At 62.9% G+C, this 16,347-nt stretch carries 13 protein-coding genes; 5 read left to right on the forward strand and 8 right to left on the reverse strand.

The genetic code is table 11. The features are described 5' to 3' along the window. The first annotated feature begins 43 nt into the window (after positions 1 to 43). Positions 44 to 526 (forward strand): DoxX family protein, encoded by a 483-nt coding sequence (locus tag N805_RS12545; protein WP_019471111.1) that lies wholly within the window; start codon positions 44 to 46, stop codon positions 524 to 526. Positions 527 to 559: 33 nt separating this feature from the next. On the opposite strand, the gene N805_RS12550 is transcribed toward N805_RS12545, so the two are convergent. From N805_RS12550 to N805_RS12580, 7 genes are all read right to left on the reverse strand, one after another. Beyond that, positions 560 to 1,258 carry a DNA-binding domain-containing protein gene (locus N805_RS12550; RefSeq protein WP_019471110.1) on the reverse strand — a complete coding sequence of 233 codons (699 nt, stop codon included), beginning with the start codon at positions 1,256 to 1,258 and terminating at the stop codon, positions 560 to 562. Further along, complete coding sequence (locus tag N805_RS12555; protein WP_019471109.1) at positions 1,251 to 2,084, reverse strand: DUF692 domain-containing protein; 834 nt, start codon at positions 2,082 to 2,084, stop codon at positions 1,251 to 1,253. Before N805_RS12555 ends, N805_RS12550 begins: the two co-directional genes overlap by 8 nt. 74 nt (positions 2,085 to 2,158) lie before the next feature. Next, positions 2,159 to 2,599, reverse strand: a complete 441-nt coding sequence (locus tag N805_RS12560) for a hypothetical protein (RefSeq protein ID WP_019471108.1) — start codon at positions 2,597 to 2,599, stop codon at positions 2,159 to 2,161. 170 nt (positions 2,600 to 2,769) lie between these two features. Further along, positions 2,770 to 3,330: a DUF4174 domain-containing protein gene (locus tag N805_RS12565; RefSeq protein WP_019471107.1), complete on the reverse strand. Its 561-nt coding sequence runs from the start codon at positions 3,328 to 3,330 to the stop codon at positions 2,770 to 2,772. A 214-nt stretch (positions 3,331 to 3,544) separates the two neighbouring features. Beyond that, positions 3,545 to 7,969 carry an NEL-type E3 ubiquitin ligase domain-containing protein gene (locus tag N805_RS12570; protein ID WP_019471106.1) on the reverse strand — a complete coding sequence of 1,475 codons (4,425 nt, stop codon included), beginning with the start codon at positions 7,967 to 7,969 and terminating at the stop codon, positions 3,545 to 3,547. Between the two features lie 78 nt (positions 7,970 to 8,047). Next, entirely contained in the window at positions 8,048 to 10,408 is a 2,361-nt protein-coding gene (locus N805_RS12575; RefSeq protein WP_019471105.1) for a DNA polymerase II, read from the reverse strand. Positions 10,409 to 10,442: 34 nt separating this feature from the next. Next, positions 10,443 to 11,633: an MFS transporter gene (locus N805_RS12580; protein WP_019471104.1), complete on the reverse strand. Its 1,191-nt coding sequence runs from the start codon at positions 11,631 to 11,633 to the stop codon at positions 10,443 to 10,445. A 117-nt stretch (positions 11,634 to 11,750) separates the two neighbouring features. On the opposite strand from N805_RS12580, the gene N805_RS12585 reads away from it, so the two are divergent. Continuing rightward, positions 11,751 to 12,647 carry a LysR family transcriptional regulator gene (locus N805_RS12585; RefSeq protein ID WP_019471103.1) on the forward strand — a complete coding sequence of 299 codons (897 nt, stop codon included), beginning with the start codon at positions 11,751 to 11,753 and terminating at the stop codon, positions 12,645 to 12,647. Here the strand turns inward: N805_RS12585 and N805_RS12590 are convergent. Then, positions 12,628 to 13,548 carry a LysR substrate-binding domain-containing protein gene (locus N805_RS12590; RefSeq protein WP_019471102.1) on the reverse strand — a complete coding sequence of 307 codons (921 nt, stop codon included), beginning with the start codon at positions 13,546 to 13,548 and terminating at the stop codon, positions 12,628 to 12,630. The two genes, N805_RS12585 and N805_RS12590, sit on opposite strands and share 20 nt — an antisense overlap. Before the next feature lie 159 nt (positions 13,549 to 13,707). Between N805_RS12590 and N805_RS12595 the strand changes: the two genes are divergently transcribed. The 3 genes from N805_RS12595 to N805_RS12605 are packed head-to-tail and all read left to right on the forward strand — an operon-like array spanning position 13,708 to position 16,247. Further along, positions 13,708 to 14,496 carry a YqcI/YcgG family protein gene (locus tag N805_RS12595; RefSeq protein WP_019471101.1) on the forward strand — a complete coding sequence of 263 codons (789 nt, stop codon included), beginning with the start codon at positions 13,708 to 13,710 and terminating at the stop codon, positions 14,494 to 14,496. 2 nt (positions 14,497 to 14,498) lie between these two features. Next, complete coding sequence (locus N805_RS12600; protein ID WP_019471100.1) at positions 14,499 to 15,125, forward strand: LysE family translocator; 627 nt, start codon at positions 14,499 to 14,501, stop codon at positions 15,123 to 15,125. A gap of 39 nt (positions 15,126 to 15,164) precedes the next feature. Further along, positions 15,165 to 16,247 carry a hypothetical protein gene (locus N805_RS12605; protein WP_019471099.1) on the forward strand — a complete coding sequence of 361 codons (1,083 nt, stop codon included), beginning with the start codon at positions 15,165 to 15,167 and terminating at the stop codon, positions 16,245 to 16,247. The last annotated feature ends 100 nt before the right edge of the window (positions 16,248 to 16,347 follow it).

The raw sequence follows: 16,347 nt of genomic DNA on the forward strand, positions 1-16,347 counted from the left end.
TCACACACTTCCGGTCACACAACCAGACCCGGGAGCCACCTTGATGAAAGCCTTTACCCTGACCACCTTCGACCGCTTCGGCAACTGGAGCGCGGACCTGCCGTTACGGCTGTTCCTGGCCTGGGAGTTTTTCGAATCCGGGCTGGAGAAGTTCAATGGCAGCAACTGGTTTGCCGACCTGCAAGGAGGCTTCCCGTTCCCCTTCAACCTGCTGCCCGCCGAGCTGAATTGGCAACTGTCGATGTGGGCGGAGCTTGTGCTGCCGTTGCTGCTGTTGCTGGGCCTCGGTACCCGCCTGGCATCATTGGGCCTGATGGTGGTGACCGTCGTGGCAATAGCGGCAGTGCACTGGCCGGCGCACTGGTCGAGCCTGGCCGAACTGGCCCAAGGATATGCCATTACCGACCAGGGCTTCGGCAATTACAAGTTGCCACTGATCTACCTGGTGGCGTTGCTGCCCTTGCTGCTGAAGGGGGCCGGTCGGTTTAGCCTGGATCATTGGCTCAGTGCACGATTGTGCAGGTGAAATGGCTGGGGCTGCTGCGCAGCCCCAAGGCCCTCAAACCGTACCAACGATGACGCCCTGCTCGCGTAACCCTTCCAGCAATATCCGCCCTTGCTGCAAATCCCCTCCCAATGCCTCCAGCCGCGCCCGACCGGTGCCCTGCTCCAGCGCCAGCAACTGATATACCAGCGGCGCCACCCGCGCAAAGCGCACCTGCAACCCGGCATCGCGATATACCAGCAGCAAGGTTGGCGTCTGCGCTGCAATCGTTGGCTGATAGTCCGCGCCGATCCGCTCCACCGGCCAACGATAGGCCAGTACCCGCGCCACACAAGACAACAGCGGCTCCCCGTTCAGCAGGTCACCCGCAGGGTCATGCAGCGGGTCCTCGGCATCGCTCAGGTAGAGCTGCGACTCGATCCACTCGTAGTGGGCCAGCTCCAACTGCCAGGGCGCATCCAGCTCGACGCTTTGCAGATAATCAACGAACGCTTCGGCAATCTCGGTAAACAAGGGGGTCTGGCTTCGGTAGCTGGCGTAGAAGTCACGTACCCGGGCATGCCAGCGCTGCTCGCCCAAAGCCTGGCGCATCACCGGAAAGCTCCCGGCCAAAAGGCCTTCGATAGCGCCGTAGAACAATTCACGGTAAACCTTCAAGCGCCGGGCCTCCACGCCGGGCGGCGGGGCATTATGCTGGGGATCGCGCAGGTACCGGGCCAGGGCGTATTGCTGTTCACGCAGGGTCTCATTCATCCACTTGCCCACCCGAAACACGCTGTACAGCGCGGATACGCGCCGCCTCGGCCAACAGCTCGGCCAGTGGCGGGTAGTTGAAGTCACGCTCGAGCACGGTCGGCTGCACGCCAAAGCGCGCGCAGGCGACCGCGTACAGCGCCCATACCTCTTCCTTGACCGGTGCCCCATGGGTGTCGACCTTGAGGTCTGGCGCTTCATCGTAATGGCCAGCCACGTGCATGCCGGTCACCCTCGCCACAGGGAGGCCCTCAAGAAACGCCTTGGCGTCGTATCCGTGATTGCAGGCATTGACGAAGACGTTATTGACGTCCAGCAGCAGGTCACAGTCGGCCTCATCGAGTACCGCCCGGATGAATTCGAGCTCACTCATCGCCTGGTACGGTGCGGCGTAATAGCTGATGTTTTCCACGGCAATGCGCCGCTCAAGGTGCGCTTGCGCCTGGCGTATGCGCGCGGCCACATGGCGCACGGCTTCATCGGTAAATGGAATGGGCAGCAGGTCGTACAGGTGCCCGTCATCGCTGCAATAACTCAGGTGTTCGCTGTACAACTGCACCTGGTGGCGATCAAGAAACTGGCGGGTCTTGTTGAGCAGGTTGCTATCCAGCGGCGCACTGCCACCCAGCGACAACGACAATCCGTGGCAGGTGATGGTAAAACGCTCAGCCAGCTGGGCGAGGCCTTTGCCATAAGCACCGCCAACGGCAATCCAGTTTTCCGGTGCACATTCGAGAAAGTCCACTGCACCGGCGCTCATCGCCAGCAATTCGGGCAGCAGGCCGCGACGCAGGCCAAGCCCGGTATTCAACGTCGTAAGGTGCATATCCAGGTCTCCAACAGGCACAACGCCCCGCCTGACCAGCAGGCGGGGCGTTGCGTCACTACGAGGTAAATGCGTCAGGGTTTGCCGGCCAGGTGGCTGAACAGCCCCTCGGGCATGGCCTTGCCGTTAGCCTGGTAGATCGCCTTCAGGTGATCGGCCGCTTCCTGTTCAGAGATAAAACCATCATGGTTGCGGTCGATCGTGTCGAAGTCAGCGGCACGGTCCTTGGCCACCGCCAGAAACTCTTCCCGCGAAACCTTGCCGTCGTGATTGCTGTCGGTCCTGGTGAACGAGGCGTCGCCGCATTTGCCCTCGCCGCATTTACCTTCACTCTGGCTGGCCTTGCCGCTGCCGCCGCACTTGCCTTCACCACACTTGCCCTCGCCGGCCACCTTGGCCGATGCCAGTTGATAACCCTGGGCCAACGGTTCAACTGCGAATGCATTGCTGGTCAAGGCCATGCTGCCGATCAGGGCGGCGCCCAGCAGGCCGATGGCGTTTCGTACTTGAGTCATGATGCAGCTCCACTGTGGTTGGAAGTGGAGCCATTAGGCCGTTGCGCTGTGTCGTGGTTGTATCGAGCGGGCTGCGGTTTTGTATGTGAGTGGGTCTGTTGTGCAGCCAGATACAATGCAATACACAACCCTGGAGCCAGCCCCGGGTGCACCGGGGCCGATGCAGGTGTTCAGTCTTCCAACGGCTTTGGCGGCGCAGCCGGCTTTGCAGGCTTGGCTGGCTTGGCAGGCTTGCTGTCCTTGGCCTTGGTATCCGGCGCCGCCGCTACAGGCTCAGGTGCGGCCACGGCCTTTTCGCTTGCAGGCAGCTCATCGACCGCCTTGAGGATCGCCTGCGGGTCGATGGGCTCGCCAGACTCGTCATCCTTGAGCATGTGGCGCTCGCCGTCCTTGCCCACCAGTATCACCTTGGTGCCCTTGCTCGCGCCCAGCTTCAGCTCACGAATCAAGGCCATGGTGGTCTGTTGTTCGAGGTTCTTGTCTTCGCGCTTGCCCATCATGTTCGCGACGCTGTACAGCACCAGATTGCGCTCCTTGAAGGCGGCCTGGGTGGCCGGGTCCTCGAGGGCCTTGTTCAATCCGCGCAAGGTTGGGTCTGCGCTGCTGGGCGCGATGACCACCAAGGGCCTGGCCTTGCCCACTTCCTTGGCCAGCGGTGCGTCACTGTCGGCCGCCAGCAGCGGGCCGGCGACAGCGAGCAAGGTAGCGAGGGTCAGTGACCGGACGAGCATGCGTATCTCCTTATTCTCTCGATAAACCAAAGACTACAGATCATGGAGAAAGATCCGACGCGGGAGCCTAAACCAACAGCCACAGACGTGCTCGGCACAAAGGTAACTTCCGATTTCCATGACCGGCCGGCAACATCTGCGCAAAAATCACCGCACAGTCTGAGCATAGCGCAAAGCCGCTGGCGCTACGCGGATCTGACCAAGGTCTGAACAGCTAGGGGAGCAGACGCGGTCGCGAATGCCTGTCCAGCGCTTCCAGCGTCAACTGCAGCATCACCGCGTGCTCCCGTTGCTGGTTGCTGATGTGCAGCCGTGCGATCTCCGCTTCCCGGCCACCCACGGCCATCAGCCGTTCCAGCTCCGCGTGCAGATGACGCGGCACTTGCAGGCGCACCGGGAAGGTCTTGCGCTGGTAATCCTGCCAGAACCACTGCCGTGACAGATACTGAGCAATGCCTTCCCGGGTCTGCCCCGCCAGGACGGTTTCACGGGCCATGCGAACGTCCTGGTTGCTCAGCGCAGCAATGCCTGGATAGAGCATTTCGTCTGGCTGAGCGGGTAAGTCCAAAGCCCTGCGCAAGGCGATGCGGTATGCCAGGGCGAATTCGATCGACTCATTGCCCGCACCCAGCCGCTGGGCATGTTCAGCGGCAATCTGGTCGAGCAACGCCAACCGCCACAACCGACCACCGAGCCATAGCAATGCCCGCTCAGGCTGCCGGGCAAACTCGCCGCGTCGCGCACGCCATATCATCACGCGCAGTTCCAGGTCAGCGAAACGGGCAGTGGCGTTATCCTGGCAATCGGTGGCCGCTGCATGTTCGAACAGCTCACGCTTCAGCGCGTCATCCTCATTCATCGCCTGGAACATTTCGAGTACCCGAGATGCGAGAGAGGACGCGGTCGACGAGAACCGGAATGCTCCCGATGCCGTCAGCACCGACAGGGTGTTGAAGAAGTCAGCCGAGCGTTCTTCTGCTTCAAGATGGACCCACAGCGCGGCCATTTCGTCGCGATCCCCGGCTGTCAATACGTCCAGAAAACGCAGCCGGTATGGAACGCGGCTTGCCTCAAGCCAGTGCCAGGCAGTAAGCGCCTCAGGCGCAGCCGCCAGCAGATTGCCGGAGAGCCCGACCCTGCCAGAGCGCCACAGTTGCGACCGATGAAAACCCTCGGGCAACTCGGCAATACTGTTGCCGCAAAGGTCGAGAGTATGCAGGTCCGGAGCATCCATCACCCCGTATGGAAACTCGGGCATCTGGGTGTGTGGCAGGTGCAGGGCATTGAGCTCGGTCATGGCGAAGACCGAAAATGCCCTGCCCAATGGGTTGTCCGAAAGGTTCAGGTACACCAGCGAACGACACCCCGCCAGGATCAGGGCCTGGCTTTCGTCGAGAGCGATCTGGTTACCCGACAGATCGAGCACTTCCAGCTTTTGGGCCAGCATCAGAGTCAAAGGCAGGCGCCTGAGGCGACACTGGGTGATTTCCAGGTTGCGCAAGTTGGGAAATGCACGCAGAAACTCATCTGGAATCTGCTCCAGGCGCATGGAACGCAAGGCCAGGATCGAGACATGCGGAAAACCTACTTGCGCCGGCAATGCAGGCAGTTGCTGCAAGCGGCTGCGGGTCTGGGTCAGCATGAAGCGTCCGCCCTCCACTGCCGCATCGTCTTGAAGTTCCGGGATAAGCCAGCGCCAGCAGTCGATCAGGCCCTTTCTGAATTCACGCCGGGCGGCCAGTTCCGATGTCGGAAAGGCACTGCGGACCCATTTGTTCAGGTGAGTGCTGAGCAGTGCGTATTGCTGTTCCAACATGCGCAACCTGGTCGGTGCGTTGTCTGACGCCAGCCAGAGACCGATCTGTTCATCACTGAAGGCCGGGTACAGGTCCCGGAGCCGTGCCTGAAACGCCCTTGGCCTGGACAGCCCCAGCGCGGCCCACAACCTGCCGCCCGCCAGGGGATAGCCGATCCGACCGTCATCGAGCCGTCGAGGCGCGAGAAACGAGCCGCTCGGGCGATTCAGCCTGAGCACATTCACCACCGCCTGCCTATGGGCGATGGCAACATCTGCCAGCGCTTGGCGCAGTGCAGGCACGAAAGCGTGGCCTTGGCCGATGGCCGCCTGAGACCGCTCGTCATAGGCCGCGCCCAGGGTCTCGAACAACTCGCCCGCCTCACTGACAGATGACCGCGCGGGATCACGCAAGCGGAACTCCCCATGCTGGTGAAGCAGGTCAAACGTCTGCCCCGCGCCCTCGATAGTCAGCAGCGGCTCACTGGCATCACCGTCGAACAATCGCCACCCGGGCCCGTCAGCCCCCCGCACGTGAACCAGCAAACTCAGCACCACCCGCGCCAGGTCGAGGTTTTGCGGCGTATCGATACTCAGCGCCTCATACACCCGCGCGACTCGGATCCGCGCAACCTGCAGCCTTGCCGCCTCGGCCATGAACAACGGCACGCGGCCGGTCTCGCGAAGCTGCTGCAAGTCCTCCTCGCTGCCATCGCGCAGCACCTCGTCCGCGGCCAAACGGTGCAGGCTGGCAAAATCCCGGCGCAATGGGCTGCCAGTTTCAGTGTCGGGATTCTGCTCTTCGTACAAACTCTGCAACAACTCTCGTCGCCCTGCCCAGGCCACATCAGCCAGCGCTGCCCCGCCCTTGCCCGCTGCCTGGGGTAGATGCATCACCCGCTCCAGCAGCGGCGGATCGGCGGTGGCCACGCCCTCACGCAACTGCTGGACCAACGTGCGGATCCGGCTGGCGAGGACCATGCGGTCGACGGTATCGACCAGCACGGCTTCCGGCGCCCGGCCATACACATGCCATGCCCGTAAATGCTGGTCGTCAAGACCATGAACCGCGAGCGCCTGGTCGATTTGCGCATCATCGAGGTCGCTGAATGGCCTGCCCAGGCGACGGAACAGCTGGTGGGTGTCGTCCCACTCGGCTGGCTGCTCGCACCACAGCCGCCACGCACCGGCACCATTGTGACGTAGCGGCGGCGCATAACCCTGATAAGGGAGCAGTTGCCACTGTTCATCGGCATCTCGCCAAGCCACCTCATACCAGTGCCCCGCCATGCTGATCCAGCGACGCTCGCCCAGGCGGTGAACGCCTTCCTTGTCCAGGGCTGCCGTGTCCGGCGGGCTTTCGCAGCGATAGGGCCTGAGGTCTGCATTCCACAGTTTTTCCTCGCCGCTAGCCAGCTGCGCCGGTATCAGCTTGTCCACCTCGCTCCAGGCGCGACGGGCCGTAACAACAACGGCAACGGTGGCACCGACGGCCAGTAGCCCTTTGCCGACATTCAGCAGATGCGCCAGCGCCGCATTGCGCTCGTTGTCCTGCCAGTCCCCGACAGCCTGAAACGTCTGTTCAAGCAGCTCCCAGGCCATCACCCCCAGCAACACCGCGCCGATGCCGGGCACGAAAAACCCTGCAATACCCAACAGGGTCCAGCCTTCAGCACGCAGACGGCGACCATGCTCGGCCTGGACCTCGCGATCAAGCTGGGCCACCGGCGGGGCAATGATCGCAGCATCGTCCTTGATCCGGGCGACCCAGTCGTCAGCAATGTGTTCGAACAGCGCCAAGCGATAGGCGCAGGTCTGCTCATCAAGGTCCCTGGTTGCCCAGCCGGTCACGTCATCGAGCCGTTCGCTGACGGCCGAGAAGAATCGCTGGCTGTCGCGACGACGCACGAAGCGGTTGAAAAACCGCCGGTAGCCCTCTTCGCGCAGGCGTTTGCCAAGGACCCGGCGGGCATAATCTTCAAGGTCTGCGCCCACGCTCCAGGGGCCGTGCGGGTCACACGGCACGTACACCAGCACGCGCTTGCTGGTGTTGTACAACACGCCCTCATCGATCACGTCCAGCACGACGATCTGCTGCAAGCTGCAACCAAACAACACCAACTGTCGGACGCGAACCAGTGCGCCTTCGAGCTTGCCCAGCGTGCCCTGGAGGCACAACTCCACCACCCACTGCAGCTGGCCTGCGCTCAATACGCCTTGCGCCCTGGCCTGCAGGGCATCCACCAACATCCCGTAGCGTTGTCGTCGCGCTATCAATCGTTTGACTTCGGGCTGCAGAACAGCGTCCAGATGCGCCTGGTACTTCTGGCCAAGGTCCAGCTCTCGACACAATTTGGCGAAGGCCGATGCAGGCAGTTCACTACGCCTTGCGCCGCACTCATCGACCAGGCAGTTGCCACGCGGCTGGGCGCGCTGCTGTTCTGCGGTGAAATTACCCAACGCAGCCTCGAGCACCGGGATGTCGTAGTAGTCGCTGGCGACAACGGGTAGCCGGCCGGTTACATAATTGATCGTAGGCGAGGGGAAGGTGTACCACTGGCGAACGTACAGGCGATCCACGTCGAGATCGCCGTGGGCGCCAAGCGCTTTTTGCAGCAAAGGATGGGCAAATGCATCCAGATTGTTCAGCCGCGCCAACGCTGCCGACAAGCCTTCGCGGCAGGCCAACAGCTCTGGCAGCGCCTCGCTCAGGAGGGTGAATTCTGCCACGCTGAGGCGCGTCATCCAGGCCGGCAGCCGCTGCGCGATGTAATGGTCCTGGCATGCTTGCGCCATGGCAAGGGTATCGGCCGCAGCCGAGGGTTGACTGCTATTGTTCTGCATCTCTGCCTCCGCGATGACGTGGAGGTGCGAGTCTGAACATTGTTGCGTCGTGCTGACGCCTAGCTATCTACCACCCGTTCAGAACAGCAGCAGCTGATGGTCGGTAAGACGGGCGAAATCATCGCCGACAAAGGGCAGGATGGCATCTGCCACCGGTTGTAGCTGACGGCTGATGTAGTGGTCGTAGTCGATCGGTGCCTGCAGGTTTTCCAGTGGTTCAGGGCCAGCGGTGGTGATCACGTAGCTGATCCAGCCGCCGCGCTGGTACTGCAGGGGGCGCCCCAGGCGCTTGTTGTACTCGTCGGCAAGGCGTGCGGCACGCACATGCGGCGGCACGTTGCGCTGGTAATCGGCCAGCGGCCTGCGCAGGCGCTTGCGATACACCAGCAGCTCGTCCTGCTCGCCGGCCAACGTACGCCGCACATACTCGCAGACATAATCGCGGTAGGGATCGCCGCGAAACACACGGCCATAGAGCGCCTGCTGAAACTCCCGGGCCAGCGGCGACCAGTCGGTGCGTACCGATTCCAGGCCTTTGTAAACCATCTCTTCAGAACCGTCGGCTCGCTGCACCAGGCCGGCATAGCGCTTCTTGCTGCCTTCATCGGTGCCGCGGATGGTTGGCATCAGGAAGCGCCGGTAATGCACTTCGAACTGCAGTTCGAGGGCACTCTGCAGGTTCATGGTTTCGTGCAAATGTGCTTGCCACCATTGGTTGACTTCGGCCACCAGCTCGCGGCCGATGCGCGCCGCGTCTTCCTCGGCATGGGCACCCTTGAGCCAGACGAAGGTGGAGTCGGTGTCGCCATAGATCACGTCATAGCCGCGCGCCTCGATCAGCGCCCGGGTCTGGCGCATGATCTGGTGCCCACGCATGGTGATGGACGAGGCCAGCCGGGGGTCGAAGAAGCGACAACCACTCGAGCCCAGCACCCCGTAGAACGCGTTCATGATGATCTTCAATGCCTGCGACAACGCTGCGTTGCCGTCACGTTTGGCGGCTTCCCTGCCCTGCCACACACGCTCGACGATCGCCGGCAGGCAATGCTGGCTACGCGAAAAGCGCCCTCCCCGAAAGCCTTCCACCGAATGCTCGTCATCGGGAACACGCAGGCCTTCCACCAACCCCACCGGGTCGATCAGGAAGGTACGAATGATCGACGGGTACAGGCTCTTGTAGTCAAGCACCAGCACCGAGTCGTAAAGGCCTGGGCGCGAATCCATGACGAAGCCACCGGGGCTGGCTTCGTCAGGGCGGCTGCCAAGGTTGGGGGCCACAAAGCCCATACGGTGCATCTGCGGCATGTACAAGTGGCAAAACGCAGCGACCGATCCACCGCTGCGGTCTACTGCCAGGCCGGTGACCGAAGACCGCTCCAGCAGGAACTCCAGCAGGCGGGTGTGGGCAAAGATACGCGTAACCAGCTCACAGTCCTTGAGGTTGTATCGCGCCAGGGCCGGTTTGTCCTCGGCAAAGCGCCGGTTGATCTCGTCCATGCGCTGGTAAGGCGTGTCGATGGCTTTGCCTTCACCGAGCAGCGTCTGGGCAACGCTCTCCAGGCTGAACGATGGGAAGCTCCAGGTTGCCGAGCGCAGCGCCTCGATGCCGTCGATCAACAGCCGCCCCGGGGCATCGGCGAACACGTGGCCACCACCGGCATGGCTACGTAATGTCATCGGGGCACCTTTACGCCCCAACGCCAGCGGCACCTGCAGCGCTTTGGCGTGCTCATGCAGCAGCCGCAGGTCGAACTGCACCAGGTTCCAGCCGATGATTGCATCCGGGTCATGCTCGGCCATCCACTGGTTGAGGCAGGCCAGCAGCGCGGCGCGGTCAGCGCAGTAGTGCAGGTCAAAATCGAGGCCGTCGGCCGTGCCGTTGGCCGGGCCGAGCATGAACACCTGACGCTGGCCGCAGCCTTCAAGGGCGATGCTGTACAGCTCGCCGCGCTCGCTGGTTTCAATGTCCAGCGACACCAGGCGCAGCGGCGGGCGATAACCTGGCGAGGGCTTGAGCTGGGCATCGCAAAGGACGCCCTGGGCATCGGCTTGACCGGTGAACTGTACCGGGGCAGTGATGAAGCGCTCCATCAGGTAGCGTTCGGGTGGGCGGATGTCCGCTTCGAACACCTCGACACCAGCGGTGCGCAGGCGTTGCTCCAGTTGCATCAGTTGCCGGTGCTGCCGGCAGTACAAGCCCAGCACCGGGCGCTGGTCGAAGTCTTTCAGGCGCAATGGCCGCAGCTCGACGCCTTGCTCATTGGCCAGCAATACCCGCGCATGCGCCTCATGCACCTGCGCGATGAACGCCACCGAAACCTGTGGGGCCAGGCGTAGCTGCCGTGGCCCCTGATCGGTTGCCAGCCAGAACTCCACGCAGGTGCCTTCGGGCGTGTCATGCCAATGACGGGTCAGCACAAAACCCTGCTGCAACTCCACTGCGTCGACCTCTGCTGAAAAACGCAATTCTACGCTAGCGTGCCCCCGCCACGAAGCCACTTCTGCGCGCCGCCCAGGCCAGCGACCAGGCCACCGCGATCAGTGCCAATACCACCCCGCCAAAGGCGTTGGTCCCACCCCCCATAAGCAACACGCCCCCCACGATCCCGCCCAGGGCGATAGCGCTGTTCCACACGGTCACCAGCATCGACTGCGCCACGTCTCCGCCCTCGCCCGCCGCATCGGCACAGGCGGTCTGCAGCAGGGTCGGTGCGCCACCGTAGGTCAAACCCCACAGGGCGATGCTCAGGTACATCAACCATGACGACGCCTGCCCCAAGGCCAGTGTGGCCAAGGCAAAACCGGCAATGCTCAGCAACACCAGCGTGCGCAAATGCCGGTCGACCAGCAACCCCACCAGGCCGATCCCGGCCAGGGCCGATAGGCCAAACACCATCAGCACCGGGCCAATGTCCGCAGCCATACCGGCCGCTGCCAGCAACGGCACAATGTAGGTGTAGAGAATGTTGTGGCCAAGGATCCAGCTCAGGATCACCAGCAGCACGACCAACACCCCCGGCGTGCGCAACACCTGCATGGCCGCCGGGCGCTTGCCGGCGGCATGCCCCGGGTACTCCGGCACCGAGCGCAGCACCCACACCACCAGCAGCAACGCCACCAGGGTGACCACCACAAACGTTGCGCGCCAGCCCAGCCCGGCGCCCAGCCAGGTGGCAATCGGCAGCCCGAGCGACAAGGCAATCGGCTGCCCGAGCATGGCCAACGCCATGGCCCGGCCCTGCTGTGCCGCCGGCACCATACGCCGGGCATGGCCAGCGATCAGGCCCCAGGCCAGCCCGGCAGCTGCGCCGGTGAAAAAGCGCAGCACCAAGGTCAGGCTGTTGGATGTCGACAACGCAGTCAGCCCGTTGAACAGCACAAAGCCGATGATCGCCAGCAGCAGAGCGCGCCGGCGATACCAACCCTGGGTCAGGGTCACCAGCGGGATTGCCGTCAGTAACGAGCCCAGGGCATAGGCTGTGACCCACTGCCCGGCCATGGCCTGGCTGATGTGCATGCCGTCGGCGATCTGGTCGAGCAAGCCCGCCGGCAGGGTTTCGCTGAGGATGGCGATAAAGCCAGTCATGGCCAGCGCCAGCAGCCCACTGACGGGCAGGCGCTCGCTGCTGGCGTCCAGCAACGGTGGGGAGGATGTCTGGGACATTGCGGTTGCCTTGAGTTGGAAAACAAGGCGGACAGTCTGCAAGCAAGGCCACTGCGGAAAAAGACGGGTACAATGCCGCTCACCCAGGACACCTGTGTCCGCAATCAGGAATGCAGCATGGACAGCCTCAGCGGCTTCGTGGTGTTCAATCGGGTGGCTGAAACCCGCAGTTTCGTCGCCGCCGGCCAATCGCTGGGCATCACTGCCTCGGCCGTGGGCAAACGCGTGGCGCGCCTGGAAAGCCGGCTGGGTGTGCGCCTGTTCCACCGCAGCACACGCAGCATTACCCTTACCGCCGAGGGTGCTCTGTTTCTCGAGCGCAGCCGACGCATCCTGGCCGAAATCGAGGCCACCGAGCACGAGCTGTCCCAGGCCAGCGAAACCCCGCGTGGCCGCTTGCGCGTCAGCATGCCACAGGTCACAGCGCTGGTGATGCCGGCGCTGGCCGAGTTCATGGCGCTGTACCCGCAGGTGGAGCTGGACCTGGACTTTTCCGACCGCATGGTGGATATCGTCGGCGAAGGCTTCGATGTGGTGCTGCGCGGCGGGCAGCCAGTGGATTCGCGGCTCAACGCCAAGTTTCTGGGGCACTTCCAGCACCGCCTGGTGGCCTCACCCGAGTACCTGCGCGAACGCGGCACACCCCTGCACCCGCGCGACCTGGCGGCGCATACCTGCCTGCATTATCGTTTCCCCAGCAGCGGCAAGCTGGAAACCTGGCCGCTGCGCCAGGAGCACCCCGAGCAAGCCTACGACATCCCCATCTCGATGGTTTGCAACCATGTCGAGACGCGCGTCTGCTTTGCCTTGAACCACCGTGGCATCACCTGCCTGCCGGACTTCAACGTGCGCCGCGAACTGGGCAATGGCTCACTGGTCAGCGTGCTCGACAACTTCATGGAGCGGCGTGGCAGTTTCTATCTGCTGTGGCCGTCCGGGCGGCAGATGCCGCCGAAGTTGCGGGTGTTCATCGATTTCATGCTCGAGCGGGTGTTCAACCGTACAGGTAGTTGATGTCCTTGTAGGCCAGCGGTGGCACCTGGCCAAGCAGGAAGTCGCGCAGCTTGTGCATTTGCCGCGCCTTGGGGCTGGCCTTGAGCCAGGTCATGTAGTAACCGTCACCAGTGGCCACGGCATGCTTGAACGGCGTTGCCAGGCGCCCGGCCTGCAGGTCGGCACTGGCCAGCACCAGGTCGACCACCGAAATACCCAGGCCTTGCTGGGCAGCCGAAATGCCCTGGTCGAGCGTATCGAACACTTGCCCCTGGTCGATGCTGATCTCCAGTGCGCCCATCCGCGCCAGCCAGCGCCGCCAGTCGCGCCGGTCGGGTGACGGGTGCAGGAACTCGCATTGGGCCAGGTCTGCGAGGGCCGGTTGAGCCTGTGGCATGTAGTCGGGCTGGCACACCGGGATCAGCCATTCATCGAACAGCTTGAAACTCTCGATATCGGCGGGGAAACGCCCGCTGGCCAACAGAATGGCGCAGTCGTAGGGCTCGGAATAGAAGTCCACGCTGTCGATGTCCATCCACACGCTGGACAGTTGCACGCTGCAGTTGTCATCGGCCTTCTTGAACGCATCCAGCGCCCGCAACAGCCAGCGCATGGTGAGCGTAGACGGCGCCTTCAGGCGCAAGCCGTAGCGGTCCTGGCGCAGCAACGCGCAGGCATTTTCGATGATCTTGAAGCCAACCTTCAGCTCTTGCGACAGCAGGCGCCCGTGCTCGGTCAGGCTCAGTTTCGGGCCACGCCGTTCGAACAGGTCGCAGCCAAACAGGGCTTCCAGGGTTTTGATGTGATGGCTGACCGCCCCTTGGGTCAGGGCCAGTTCTTCCGCCGCACGGGTAAAAGAGCCATAGCGAGAGGCCACCTCGAAGGCACGCAGGGCGTGCAAGGCCTGAATCCGTTCCGACATGGCGGCGTCCCGAGCATGAACAAGACTAATAGTAGGTCATAGTTCCACGCGTTTTACAACGTCGGGAGCGTCTCGGAAAATGCAGGTAAATAATAAACATAACCAAGATCCTGCCTGCATATGACTGGAACGTTCACTTAATCAACGCCTGGGGAAATCATGTTTACGGGATATGGAAATTGCTATCGCCTGGATGCGCTAGAGCTGGCCGTTGAACATGGATGCAATACGCAACACTGGACTTTCAAAACCATAGAACACTTTCGCAGTATCCTCGCCAACCCCGACTTCCCTTGCCTGTTCGGCCGCAAGGCGGTGAACGGCGAAACCTGCCACATACTCTTCGCCCGCGCCGAACAACTGGCCGATGACATCGCCCAGGGCCTGGCCGACTACGTGTGCACGGTCGCCCCGATCACACCCAAACAGCGCATCGGCAGCCCACTGGTGGTGTTTCTCGAAACAGCCCCCGATTACACCCTGGCCGAACAGCAGGCACTGGCCTGGAAGGTGCTGCGTGGTGTGCATGCACGCGACCCGCACCCATGGCCGCAGGGCATGCCGACCGACCCCGACGACAACGGCTGGTCGTTCTGCTATGCCGGCATGCCCTTGTTCATCAACATGAACTTCCCCGGCCACCAGCAGATGAAAAGCCGCAACTTGGGGCATCACATCACCTTCGTCATCAATCCACGGGCGAACTTCGACGAAGTGGCCAACGCCAACACCGAGAGTGGCAAACGAATCCGCGAGCGCATACGCGAGCGCGTGCACCACTACAACGACGGCGTCATGCCCGACACCCTTGGCTTTTTCGGCGATACCGACAACTACGAATGGAAGCAGTACCAACTGCAGGAGGCAGGTTCGCTCAACCCGTCACGCTGCCCGTTCCACGCACATGCCGCACACCCGGCGACACCCGACTTACTGATCGAGAACTGACCGTGAACACCGCACTCACCTTCACCTATGCCCTCACCGTACTGCTGCTCATCGCCACCCCCGGCCCGGTGGTGGCGCTGATCGTCAACACCGCAGCTGCCTCCGGCTCGCGCAAGGCCATGTTCACCGCCGTTGGCACCAACTGGGCCTCACTGGTGCTGATCGGCGCCGCAGCCTGGATCATCCTCACCAGCGCCGCCATCGACAAGGCATGGCTCAGCACCATGAGCCTGCTAGGCTGCCTGTTCATCGGCTACATCGCCGTGGGCACACTGAGGGACGCCCTGCAGGCGCCTGCCCCGCAAGCGCCGAGCGAGGCTCCCAAGGCCGCGCGTGGCGGGCTGCTGCAAGGCTTCATGGTGGGCATTTCCAACCCCAAGGACATCATTTTCTTCATCGCCTTCTTCCCGCAGTTCATCCAGATCACCGAGTCGTTCGGCAAAAGCATGGTGGTGCTGTCGCTGCTGTGGGTGGCCATCGATTTCGCCGTGCTCAGCCTGTATATCTTCGCCATCGGCAAGATCGCCTCGCAGCGCAGCAACCGCGTGATAAGCCTGGCTTCGGGCGTCGCGTTGCTGCTGATCGCCGCTGGCGGCCTGCTGTACAACCTCAACGAACTGGCTGCCTGAGTTTGATACGAAGCGCCCGGCGCAACAGAAGGACAGACCATGACAGCGACTGATACGAGCCCGTCTCCTTCACCGTTGCAGCAGGACTACCAGCGCTTTCTGCTGCTGGGCAGCCGCCGTGCGCCGCATACTGTGCACGTGCATGAAACCGGCTACCGTTCCGGCACCATCAACACCGACGCCCTTGGCCTGCGCTACAGCCATTGCGCCGGCAAGCGCTTTTCGGCGGCAGAACGCGGCGGCGCTTCACGCATCAACCTGCTGGTCGGCGGCTCGACCGCCCTGGGTATCGGCGCCAGCTCCGACGAGCACACGGTGGCTTCGCACCTGTCGGCGCTCACCGGCGAGGTCTGGCTGAGCCTGGCCGGTTGCGGGCTCAATGCCGGCCAGGAACTGCTGATGTTCCTGACGCACCAGCACCGCCTTGGCCAACTTGGCCATGTGGTGGTGCTCAGCGGCCTCAACAGCTTGGCCCATGAAGCCCTGTGCGAAGTCCTCGCCAGCCCCAACGACCCACAGCACGCCAAGGCGTACCAGGCCTTTCTCAACAGTTTCAGCGAAGGCATGCAGCCTGCCGCGCCACCCCGTAGGCCGTCACTGTGGCGGCGCATCGGCCAGGCACTGACCACGCCTGCGGTCGAAGCCCCGGTCGTCTGGCCGCTGTCGCCCCCGGAAAGGCGCCTGGCCCGCGCTGCCGATAGCATTGGCCGGACCTTGCGTCAGTGGGACCGTCTGCTGGCAGACAGCCACGCCACCCTCACCTTTATCCTGCAGCCGTTGCTGCCCTGGTGCCGCAACACCCTGCCCGTTGGTGAGCAGGCCATGCTGGCCGCGCTGGAGCAACAACCCGCGAACTTCGACCGGCTGCTGGACGGCGCATTCGACAGCCAGTTGCACTCGGCCTTTTTCCGCCGTATCAAAAGCCAGGCCGACCCGGTGCCTTGCTACGACATGAACAGCATGCTCAGCAGCTCGCCAGTGTTCGGCGCCGACCTGTTCATCGACCGCCTGCACCTGAACGACCTCGGTAACAACGCCCTGGCCAAGGTGATTACCGCCAAGCTTGGCCTGGCACAGGAAAAACACGCGCAACGCAAGGTCACGCCGATCAAGCTCGTCTGACAGTTGCCGCGTGGTCTTTCGGCCACCCCCCTTGGGTGGCTAGAATAGGCCGTCGTTCCGATTTTCCCGAGGCGTACGCTTGACCGCCATTAACATCGAA

This window comes from Pseudomonas putida S13.1.2 (assembly GCF_000498395.2).
GTDB classification, from domain to species: Bacteria; Pseudomonadota; Gammaproteobacteria; order Pseudomonadales; family Pseudomonadaceae; genus Aquipseudomonas; species Aquipseudomonas putida_Q.